Here is a 10,839-nt window from a genome sequence, read left to right as displayed (position 1 = left end):
GGCCGGCACCGTCGGCACCGCCGGCGCGCCCCCGCGAGCGGTCGGCGCCTCCCCCCTGAGGCGCCGACCGCTCAGCCCCGCGCGACCGACCAGGGGGTCCGCAGCGCCCGCTCGGCGAGGAACCGCCGCTCCCCCGTGATCGACACCTCCGCCGTCACCGCCGCGTCCGCCGCCGAGGCGCCGGCCGTCAGCCGCAGCGGCCCCGGGTCCACGGCGAGCCGGCCGTCCTCCCCCGTCACCGCGAGCCGGGCCGCGTCGACGTGGAAGTGCACCGTCATCGTCTCGCCCGCCGCGATCGGCACGCGCGCGAAGCCGATCAGCTGCGCGACCGGCCGCACCACCGCCGAGGTCGGGTAGCCCGCGTAGAGCTGCACCACCTCGACCGTGTCGGCGCCGTCGTTCCGGAGCGATACCGCCACGTCGAGCGATCCGCCGACCGGCAGCTCCGCCGCCGTCGCCAGCTCCGTGTACGTCACCGCGCCGCGGGTCAGCCCGTAGCCGAACGGGTAGAGCGGAGTCGCGTCCAGCGCCGTGATCCCGGGGTTCGAGAGCCCGAGCGACGGCTGCAGGTACGTGGTCGACGCGGACGGGAGCCGCGGGATCTGCACGGGCAGCCGCCCGGTCGGAGCCACGCGGCCCGAGAGCACGCCGGCGACCGCAGCCGCCCCGTCCGCTCCCGGAAAGAACGCCTGCACGAGTCCGCGCGCCGCTCCGAACGCCCCGAGCGCGTAGGGCCGGCCCGAGAGGACGACCACCACGGTGGGCACGCCGGTCTCGAGCACGGCCGTCACCAGCGGCTCCTGCGCTCCGGGGAGGCGGAGGTCGGCCGCGTCGCAGCCCTCGCCCGAGGTGCCGTCGCCGAAGAGCCCCGCGATGTCGCCGACCACGACGACCGCCGCGTCGGAGCCGCGGACGAGGTCCACCGCCTCCTGCACGCCGTCGGTCGACGCGGAGGTGATCGAGCCGCCCTCCGCGAAGCGCACGCGCGACGCTCCGAACTCCTCCTGCAGCGCCGTCAGCACCGTCGAGATCGACAGGCCGAGGTCGTGCCCGGGGTGCTTGGAGAGCACGTGGTTGGGGAACGCGTAGCAGCCGACCAGGCTGCGGAACTGGTCCGCGGCCGGTCCCACGACGGCGAGCGAGCCGGAGGACAGCAGCCCCGCGACGTCCTCGTCGCGCAGCAGCACGACCGACTCCTCCGCGATCCGCGACGAGATCGCGCGGTTGCGTGCGCTGTCGAGGTCGACGTCCTCGGCTCCCTCGGGCACCAGCGGGCCGCCGTCGAGCAGGCCCGCCTCGAACTTGTGGCGCAGGTGCCTGGCCACGGAGCGGTCGAGGTCGGCCTCGTCGACGACGCCCTCGCGGATCAGGCGCGGCAGCTCGCCGTACGCCGCCGTCTGCGGCAGCTCGACGTCGACCCCGGCGTGCAGCGCCAGGCGCCCCGCGTCGGCCGCGTCGACCGCGACGTGGTGCATGGCCTGGAGGAACGGCACCGCCCAGTAGTCGGCGACGACCGTGCCCTCGAAGCCCCAGCGGTCGCGGAGCAGCGTCGTCAGCAGGTGCCGGCTGGCGCTGCTGGGCACGCCGTCGATGTCGGTGTACGACGTCATCACGCTGCGGGCGCCGCCGTGCCGCAGAGCTGCCTCGAACGGAGGCAGCACCGTGTCGGCGAGCTCGCGCGGCCCCATGCTCACGGGTCCGTGGTTGCGGGCGCCGCGGGAGGCCGCGTACCCGGCGAAGTGCTTCAGCGTCGCGACGACGCCGGTCCCCTCCAACCCCGCCACGTAGGCGGCGCCGAGCTGCGAGACCAGGTACGGGTCCTCGCCGAGGGTCTCCTCGACGCGGCCCCAGCGGTAGTCCTTCACGACGTCGACGACCGGGGCGAGGCCCTGGTGGATGCCGAGGGCGCGCATGTCCGAGCCGATCGCCTCCGCCATCTCGCCCACGAGCTCCTCGTGGAAGGTGGCCGCCCAGGCGAGCGGAGTGGGGAACGCGGTCGCGCCGTACGCGGCCAGGCCGGTGAGGCACTCCTCGTGCGCGATGGCCGGGATGCCGAGGCGGCTGCCGGCGACCACGCGCTCCTGCAGCTCGCGGAGCCGGCGGACGCCCTCCGGGACGCTGACCGGCTCGGTGCCGAACACGCGGGTCAGCTGGCCGAGGCCGCCGGTGAAGAGGTCGTCGCCCGCGGCGGGCCCGTCGTCGAGCTTCGGGGCGAAGTCGTCGGCGGAGTCGGTGAGCCAGACGGAGCCGAGCTGCGCCGCCTTCTCCTCGAGGGTGAGTTCCTGGGTCAGGAGGCGGGCGCGCTCGGCCGGAGGCAGAGCGCGGTCCCGCCAGTCCCGCCCGGGAGGACGCGCGGCGTCCGTCCCGGGCAGTGCTGGGGAAGCGTCGTGCATCAGCCCTTGAACGCCCCGTCCATGATCCCGGACACCATACGGCGGCCGACGAAGAAGAACGCGATCAGCAGCGGGAGGGTGGCCATGAACGATCCGCCCATCGCCAGGGCGACGTCGATCGAGCGGTTGGCCTGCAGCTGCTTCAGCGCGATCTGCACCGTGAACAGCTCCGGCGACTTGAGGACGATGAACGGCCACATGAAGTCGTTCCAGACCGCGGTGAACGTGATCAGCCCGAGGACGAACGCCGCGGGGCGGACCACCGGGAAGGCGATGCGCCAGAACAGCTGCCACGAGTTGGCGCCGTCGATGCGGGCCGCCTGGATCAGCTCGTCGCTGACCGTCGTGGACATGTGCTGCCGCATCCAGAAGATGCCGAAGGCGCTGGCCAGGCCCGGCACGATGATCGCCTGGAGGGTGTCGACCCAGTCGAGCGCCGAGATGATCAGGTACTGCGGGATGATGCTCAGCTGCGCCGGCACCGTCATGGTCAGCAGCACGATCAGGAACAGCACGTTGCGGCCCGGGAACTGCAGCTTCGCGAAGGCGAAGCCGGCCATCGCGCAGAGGATCGCCGAGATGACGGCGATGCTCAGCGACACGATGAGGCTGTTCAGCATCGAGGCGATGAACGGGACGGTGTCGAACACCTTCTCGGCGATCGCCATGAAGTTCGTGCCCGGGTACAGGCGCGGCGGGATCGACGTGACGGCGGTCGCTCCGACCGACGCGACGACGAACATGTAGTAGAGCGGGAAGATCGAGACGAGCACCGCGATCACGAGGAAGACGTAGGTCGGCCAGCCGACTCCGCCGCCCTTCCCGCGCCGCTTCGGCAGCTGTGCCTTCTGGACCGTGGGGGCCAGCGTCTGCGGGACGGCCTGGTCGATCACATCCGACATCAGACGGCCTCCTTCCGGGTGCGGGTGGAGAGGTAGAAGTTGAGGAGGGAGACGAGCACCACGATCACGAACAGCACGACGCCGATGGCGGATCCGTAGCCGAACTTGAACTGGCCGAAGCCCTGCTCGTAGAGGAAGAGCGCCAGCGTCTGGCACTGCCGGCCGGCGCCGCAGGTGAGGCCCGATTCGGGAGCCACCAGGAGCGCCTCCGTGAAGATCTGCAGACCGCCGATGGTCGACATGATCACGGTGAAGACGATGATCGGGCGCAGCGCCGGGATCGTCAGGTGGCGGAACTGCTGCCAGCTGGACGCGCCGTCGACGGAGGCCGCCTCGAACATCTCGCGGGGCAGCGACTGCAGGCCCGCCAGGTAGAGGAGCGTGTTGTAGCCGAACCAGCGCCAGAAGACCATCGTCGAGATGACGATCCAGGAGCCGTAGTTCGTGGCGAGGAAGTTGATCGACGGCAGTCCGAAGATGCCGAGGAACCAGTTGATCAGGCCGAAGTTCTTGTCGAAGATCTGCGCGAACACGATCGCGGTCGCCGCGACGGAGGTGATGTACGGCACCAGCAGCGCCATGCGGAAGAAGTTCGCCCAGCGGAGGCGGGCGTGGTTCAGCAGGTGCGCGAGGAAGAGGGCGAACAGCAGCTGGGGCACCGTCGAGATGATGAAGATGCCGAAGGTGTTGACCAGCGCGTTCCAGAACCGGGAGTCGGCGAAGAGCTGCTGGAAGTTCGCGATGCCGACGAAGGTCTGCTCGCCGATCGGGTTCCAGTCGAAGAGCGAGACGTAGAACGTGAACAGGAGCGGGAAGAGCCCGAAGACGATGAAGATGATGAAGAAGGGCGCGACGTACGCGTAGGGGGCGATCCGCTCCGAGAGGGAGTTGCGGATCCGCGCGGCCTTCTGGACCGGCGCGCTGGGCTGCTTGCGCTGCTTGCGGGGTGGTGCTGCTGTCACCGTTGACACGGGAGTACCTCCGTCGAGAAAGGGGGGAGGGGCCCGGCGCGCGAGGCGCCGGGCCGCTCGGGTGGGTGGGGCGATCAGCCGCCGATGGCCTGCTTGGCCGTGTCGAGTGCGGTCGACCACGCCTTGTCGGAGGTCACGTTGCCGGCCTCCAGCTCGACGAGGGTGTTGAGGAGCGCCCCGTTGATCGGGGTGGTGTCCGGTCCGTTGTAGAAGGACGGGAACTGCTCGACGGAGGTGGCCATGACCTCGCCGATCTTCGAGTCGCCGAAGAACGGGTCGGTGTACGACTGGACCTCTTCGCTGGCGACCGCCTCGGTGGCGGCGGGCAGCGTGCCCGAGGCCTTGAAGTGGTCGGTCTGGCCCTCGGCCGACATCATCGTCTTGATGTACTGCCAGGCGGCCTCGGGGTGCTCGGCGCGGGCGGGGATGGCGATGACGCTGCCGCCCCAGTTGCCGCCGATGCCGGGGACGCTGGTGACGCGCCAGTTGCCGGCGGTGTCGGGGGCGTCGGTCTTGATGCCGGCGAGGATCCACGAGGGGGCGATCGTCACGGCGAAGGCGCCGTTCGCGCGGCCCGGGGCCCAGCCCGAGGACCAGGCGGCGATGCCGGCGCTGATGCCGGCGTCCTTGGTGTCCACGGCGACCTGGAACGCGTCCTTCACCTGCGGGTTGGTGTCGTAGACCAGCTCGCCGTCGGGCGAGTAGTACTTCTCCGAGACCTGGTTGACGGTCGAGAAGAAGACGCTGGTCTCGATGTTGTCGACGAACGGCTTGCCGGTCGCCTCGGTGTACTTCTTGCCGGTCTCGATGAAGGACGGCCAGTCCTTCCAGAGCTCGGCGACCTGGTCGGGCTCGGTCGGCAGGCCGGCCTGCTCGAAGAGGTCGGCGCGGTAGGCGAAGCCCAGTCCGCCGACGTCGGTCGGGACGCCCACGACGGAGCCGTCGTCGGCGGTCGCGGCGGAGGCGGCCCACGGGAGGTAGGTCGAGGCGACGTCGTCGCCGCCGAGGGTGCGCAGGTCGAGGAAGTTCGAGCTGTTGGCGACGAACTGGGGCAGGTCGTCGTTCTGGATCATGACCAGGTCGGGCACCTTGCCGCCGGCGAGTGCCGCGGTGAGGGCGGTGGCGGTCTCGGTCGTGCTGCCGACCTCGGAGAGCTTGATCTTCGCGTCGGGCATCTTCGCGAGGTACTCGTCGACGCTGTCCTTGGCGTTGATGCCGGTGAAGGACCAGAAGGTGGCTTCGGCGTTCGGGTCGTCCGAGGCGCCTCCTCCCCCTCCGGACGAGCACCCGGTCAGGGTGAGCGCGACTACTGCTGCTGCGGCGGCTACGGCCGTCAGGCTTCTTTTCACGACAATTCCTCTTCGTTGGGGATTCGCAGGGTTTCGGTGAGGGCGGGCCTCAGAGAACGATCTCTTGGCGGCCAACCTAACCCGCCCGCGAGCACGATGCAAGCGAGAACCGGTCTCCGCGAGATAACGATCTCCGCCTAGTATCAAAGGGAAGTTTCGCAAATCGAGCAGTTCCGGACGGCCACCCGCCGCCCCGTGCGAGTCTTCACTCCGACGTTCTCCCCACCGTGCTCCGCGGGGAGGCGCGGAAGCCGGAACCTCCCCTCGCAGAAGGAAGCAGCATGACTCGACCCACGCTGGTGGACGTCGCCCAGGCCGCGGGCGTCTCGCGCGCCACCGCCGCCCGGGTGCTCGCAGGCGGCACCAATGTCGACGTCCGGATGACCGCCGCGGTCGAGCGCGCCGCGAAGTCCCTCGGCTACGAGGCGAACAGCGCCGCCCGGATGCTCCGCGGCGGGCGGGCCGGGGCCATCGCCCTGATCGTCGCCTTCAACGAGCTCGACAGCCTCACCGGGACGTTCTTCACCTCGGTGCTGAAGGGCGCTGCGAAGGGCCTGTACGCCGGCGAGGTGCAGCCCGTGCTGCTGCCCGCCGACCACGACGACAGCGACCGCATCCCCCGCTTCCTCCGCTCGCGGGCCGTCGACGGCGCGATCGTGATCCTCCAGCACGAGATCACCCACCTCGCCCAGGCGCTGGCCGACTCCCCCGTGCCGATCGCCTGGGTCGGCCGCCCGCGCGTCGCCCTGCCCGAGGACGCGATCGTCATCGACTCCGACAACTACGGAGGCGGCCGCCTCGCCGCCCGCGCGCTCGCCGACTCCGGCCGCCGACGCCTGGGCATCATCGCCGGCCCGCACGACATGGAGCCTGCCCGCGACCGCATCCGCGGCTGGCGCGACGAGCTGACCGAGCTCGGCCTCGACTCCAGCCCCATCGTGCACGGCGAGTTCACCCTCGAGAGCGGTTCCGCCGCGATGGCGCGTCTCCTGCAGCGCCACCCCGACCTCGACGGCGTCTTCGCCTCCTCCGACCTGATGGCCAACGGCGCGATCCGCGTGCTGCAGGCGTCCGGACGCCGCGTCCCCGCCGACGTCTCCGTCATCGGCTTCGACGACGTCGTCATCGCGACCACCTCGGATCCGACCCTCACGACCATCCGGCAGCCCCTGGAGGACATGGGCCGCGTCGCCGCCGAGACCGTCGTCGCCGTCGTGCAGGGCCGCCCGGTCGACCGGCAGCCGATCCTCGCGACGACCCTCGTGCAGCGCGAGTCCGCATGACCCCGCCTCCCCCGCACCGCCTGATCGTCAGCACCGACGCCGCGAACGAGGCCGACGACCAGTTCGCGATCATCCAGGCGCTGCTGACCGAGACCCTCGACGTCCGCGGTCTGGTCGCGGCGCACTTCGGCCGGCCGGGGAGCATGCCGGAGTCGCGCGCCGAGATCGACCGCATCCTGGAGTTGGCGGGATCGACGGTGACCGTCGTCGACGGCGCCGAGTCGGCCCTGCCCGCGACGGCATCCGACGGCGCCCGCCTGATCGTCGCGGAGGCCCTGCGCGACGCGGGCCGGCTGTGGATCGCCGTGCTCGGGCCGCTGACCGACGTCGCCGCAGCTCTCCTGCTCGAGCCGTCGATCGCCTCCCGCGACGTCGTGGTCGTCTGGGTCGGCGGCCCGCCCTACGACGAGATCTCCGCCTACAGCCCCGAGTTCAACCTGATCAACGACGTCGACGCCGCGAACCGCGTCCTCGAGTCGGGCATCGCCCTCTGGCAGATCCCGATGCCCGTCTACTCCGGAGTCGGAGTCGGGCACGCCGAGCTGCGGACGCGCCTGCGCGGAACCAGCCCCCTCAGCGACTACCTGGTGGACCAGCTGATCGCGTTCAACGAGACCATCCCGTACGGGCCGCTCGACTTCCGGTCGCTGGGCGACAGCCCGGCCATCGGCGCCGTGATGAACCCCGCCGGCGGACGCTGGCGGGAGCGCCGCGCGCCGCGGTTCTCCGCGGACGGCGAGCTCCTGCCCGACGCAGGGCCGCACACGATCCGGGTCTGCGAGGCGTTCGACACCCGCTGGCTGATCGAGGACCTGTTCGCGAAGCTCGTGGAATTCGGGGAGCGAGCGGGCGGCGAGTAGAGGAGGGCCTCCGCGACCTGGTGGAGCTCGGCCTGATCACCGCTCGCCACACGGTCAGCTGGTGGAAGCTGCACCGCGACCGCAGGAAGATCCTCGCGGCGCTGGACGAGCTCGCGGACCGGTGACCGGATCGCCCGGCTGAGTATCGAGCCGCTGGCGAGGAGATCCGCGCCGCGCACGCGGGCGAGTCCGTCCGCGCGATCGGCGGGCGATCAGGCCGACTCGCGGAGCACCAGCTGGTGACGGACGGTGCGGTGGACGTCTGGGCCGCCCCGCGGGAGCTCGCCGGCGATCATGGCGACCGCGAGGTCGAGGGCGTGCCGCGCGAGCTCGTCGAGGTCGACGGCGAGGGTGGTCAGCGTCGGTGCGAGGAGCCGCCCGATCGAGAGGCCGTCGATGCCGACCACCCGGACGTCGCCGGGCACGTCGACGCCCGCCCGACGGCAGGCGGAGAGCACGCCGAGCGCGCAGAGGTCGTTGAACGCGACGATCGCGTCGGCGACCCGGGGCCGGGCGATGATCCGCTCGGTCGCGTCCGCGGCCGCCTGGGCGGTGGGGCCCTCGGCGCGGACGACGGAGGCCTGGAGTCCGCGCGCGGAGAAGGCCCGGATCAGCAGCTCGGCTCGCCGGCTCGGCCGGGCATCTCGCGAGACGTCGACGACCACCGGGCGCCTCACGCCCGATCCCGCCAGATGATCGGCCAGCGCCTCGACGGCCTCGGAGTGGTCGAGCAGCACCGCGGCGCGCAGCGGATCGCCGGTCGGGTCGAGCTCGATGACGGGCACGGAGCCGAGCCGCTCGATCCACTCCGCAGCACGATCGCCGAAGGTGCCGATCACCGCGTCGGTCTGCGCGCCCAGCGCCTGGATCATCCGGTCGGAGTCGGCGGCGAGGCCCACGTCCGCGAGCGACACGTTCCAGCCCCGCGCCGCCGCGACCCGGACGACGGCCGAGGCGAGCTCCGGCGACCACGGATTCCGCAGGTCGTCGACGACGAGCCCGAGCTGGTGCTCGCCGCCGGTGACCAGGCCGCGGCCGAACCGCGACGGGCGGTAGGACAGCTGCTCCGCGGCGTCGAGGACCCGCCGCTTCGTCTCCTCGCTGATGCCCGGCATGCCGTTCATCGCGCGGGTGACGGTCTGGCGGGAGACCCCGGCGGCGGCCGCGACGTCGTGGATCGTCGCGCGGCCGCCGGCCTCGGCACCGCTCAGGCGCGGAGGTCGAGCCATGCCGTCTGCTCCGGAGTCAGCTCGATCGACAGGCCGCGCATCGACGAGCGCAGCTCGGTGATCGTGCGCGGCCCGAAGAGCGGGAAGGTGGGGAACGGCTGCGCGAGCACGTAGGCCAGCGCGATCGCCGTCGCTCCGACACCGTGCTCGGCCGCCAGCTCCTCGGCCCGCCGCAGTCGCTCGAAGTTGTCCGGCCCGTAGTAGCAGCGCACCAGCTCGGCGTCGCTGGTGTCGTCCGGGCGGGCGCGGCCGGTGAAGAAGCCGCGGGCCTGCGAGGACCACGGCAGCAGCGGGATCTGCCGCTCGACCAGCCACTCCTTCGACGCCCGGTCGGTGACGTGGACGCAGCCCTCCCACGGCACGTCGTACGCCTCGGCCAGGCCGAAGTGGTCGCTCAGCGCCTGGAACCCGGCCCGCCCGTGAGTGCGGGCGTACTCCTGCGCCTCGTCGAAGCGCGCCGGCGTCCAGTTCGAGACGCCGTAGGCGCGGATCCGCCCGGCGCGCTGGTGCTCGTCCATCACGTCGACGAACTCCCCCACCGGCACCTCGAGGTTGTCGCGGTGCATCAGGTAGATGTCGGCGTAGTCGGTGCCCTGCCGCTCGAGGCTCTCGAGCAGCTGCCGGGAGAGCGACTCCGGGTCGCAGTAGGGGGTGTGCGCGCCCTTGGTGATCACGACGACGTCCTCGCGGATGCCGCGGTTGCGGATCCACCGTCCGAAGCGGCCCTCCATCTCGCCGTCGCCGTAGATGTAGCCGGTGTCGAAGGCGGTGCCGCCCTGCTCGACGAACGCGTCGAAGATCGCCGAGGCGTGCGCCAGATCCGGCTGGTTGTCGACGCCCATCACGAGCCGCGACATCCGCTTGCCGACGCCGGGGATCTCGCCGAAGAGCATCGGGGTGTCCGACGCCGCGCGCAGCGGCCGTCCGGACACCGTCGGGATGTCCGCGGTCTCGGCCTCGAACGGGAAGCGCAGGCCGATCGCGGCGCGCCAGCGGTCGAGCGTGCGGGACGTCGCGAGCGTCTCCTCGAGCGTCATCTGCGGCGCCTCGACGGATCCGGCCGCCAGGGCGTCGGTCGTCGCATCCGCCTCGAGCGCGTAGGGACTCTCCCCCTCGAACGTGAGGATGCGCGGCTCCTCCCCCACGACGCTGATCTCGATGCCCGCGTCGGACGCACCGAACCACGGGTCGGCCACGTGCAGCCGGCCGCGCGTCCCGTGGATCGTGAGGGCGTTCACGTCGTCGAGCGCCACTCCGGTGCGGAGGGTGGCGGTGATGCCGCCCCGGTAGGTCGCGCGGGCGACGCTCCACTCGTCGACGCCGGTCGGGCCGAGGCTGCCCTTCGCGTCGAACTCGACGGGCTCCGCGACGGCGGCACCGGTCGCGGCCTGCACCACGGCCGCCGCGGCGGTGACGGTGTATCCGCCGACGTCGAGGACGCCTCCTCCGGCCGTCGCGACGTCGTACAGGCGGCCCTCGCGGGACGGGGTGCGGAACGAGAAGGAGGCGTCGATGTGCACGACGTCGCCGATCGCGCCGTCGCGGACGAGCTCGAGCAGCGCGGCGGTCTGCGGGTGGAAGCGGTACATGTACGCCTCGACCAGCGGCAGACCGGCGCTGCGGGCGGCGTCGACCAGGGCCATCGCCGTGCCGTGATTGACGGCGAGCGGCTTCTCGCAGAGCACGGCCTTGCCGGCCTCGAGCGCCTGCAGGACGAGCGCGGCATGACCCGTGTGCACGGTGGAGATGTAGACCGCGGTGACCCGCGGGTCGGCGAGGACCGCGGCGTAGTCGTTGGCGGTCGCCTCCGGGAAGCCGTGCTCGACGGCCTCGGCGGCGAAGGCCGCGGCGC

General features: G+C 71.9%; 8 protein-coding genes. 2 read left to right on the top strand and 6 right to left on the bottom strand.

The annotated features are described in order from the left end of the window. Positions 1 to 71: 71 nt before the first annotated feature. The 4 genes from C5D09_RS16600 to C5D09_RS16585 form a co-directional block, all read right to left on the bottom strand. Positions 72 to 2,393 carry a glycoside hydrolase family 3 N-terminal domain-containing protein gene (locus C5D09_RS16600; RefSeq protein ID WP_104269809.1) on the bottom strand — a complete coding sequence of 774 codons (2,322 nt, stop codon included), beginning with the start codon at positions 2,391 to 2,393 and terminating at the stop codon, positions 72 to 74. Then, entirely contained in the window at positions 2,393 to 3,295 is a 903-nt protein-coding gene (locus C5D09_RS16595) for a carbohydrate ABC transporter permease (protein WP_104269808.1), read from the bottom strand. The genes C5D09_RS16600 and C5D09_RS16595 overlap by 1 nt, the downstream gene beginning before the upstream one ends. Then, the gene (locus tag C5D09_RS16590; RefSeq protein WP_104224677.1) at positions 3,295 to 4,257 is read right to left on the bottom strand and encodes a carbohydrate ABC transporter permease; all 963 of its coding nucleotides are present in this window, start codon (positions 4,255 to 4,257) and stop codon (positions 3,295 to 3,297) included. The genes C5D09_RS16595 and C5D09_RS16590 overlap by 1 nt, the downstream gene beginning before the upstream one ends. An 83-nt stretch (positions 4,258 to 4,340) precedes the next feature. Next, complete coding sequence (locus C5D09_RS16585) at positions 4,341 to 5,615, bottom strand: extracellular solute-binding protein (RefSeq protein WP_104226495.1); 1,275 nt, start codon at positions 5,613 to 5,615, stop codon at positions 4,341 to 4,343. A gap of 281 nt (positions 5,616 to 5,896) precedes the next feature. Here C5D09_RS16585 and C5D09_RS16580 point away from each other — a divergent pair, with 281 nt between their 5' ends. Beyond that, positions 5,897 to 6,898, top strand: coding sequence for a LacI family DNA-binding transcriptional regulator (locus C5D09_RS16580; RefSeq protein WP_104261720.1), 1,002 nt, complete (start codon positions 5,897 to 5,899; stop codon positions 6,896 to 6,898). Then, positions 6,895 to 7,758, top strand: a complete 864-nt coding sequence (locus tag C5D09_RS16575) for a nucleoside hydrolase (protein ID WP_104269807.1) — start codon at positions 6,895 to 6,897, stop codon at positions 7,756 to 7,758. The genes C5D09_RS16580 and C5D09_RS16575 overlap by 4 nt, the downstream gene beginning before the upstream one ends. 212 nt (positions 7,759 to 7,970) lie before the next feature. Here C5D09_RS16575 and C5D09_RS16570 read toward each other — a convergent pair whose 3' ends face one another. Next, a complete protein-coding gene (locus tag C5D09_RS16570) occupies positions 7,971 to 8,987 on the bottom strand; it encodes a LacI family DNA-binding transcriptional regulator (RefSeq protein WP_104269806.1) in 1,017 nt (338 codons plus the stop codon). Next, positions 8,966 to 10,839, bottom strand: a 1,874-nt coding sequence (locus C5D09_RS16565; protein WP_104269805.1) for an aldo/keto reductase, incomplete at its 5' end; no start/stop codon positions are given. The genes C5D09_RS16565 and C5D09_RS16570, both read right to left, overlap by 22 nt.

The organism is Rathayibacter sp. AY1C9, from assembly GCF_002932315.1.
In the GTDB taxonomy this organism is placed as follows: domain Bacteria; phylum Actinomycetota; class Actinomycetes; order Actinomycetales; family Microbacteriaceae; genus Rathayibacter.
The sequence above is the reverse complement of the archived record's forward strand: the minus strand, read 5'-3'. Positions and strand labels throughout refer to the sequence as shown.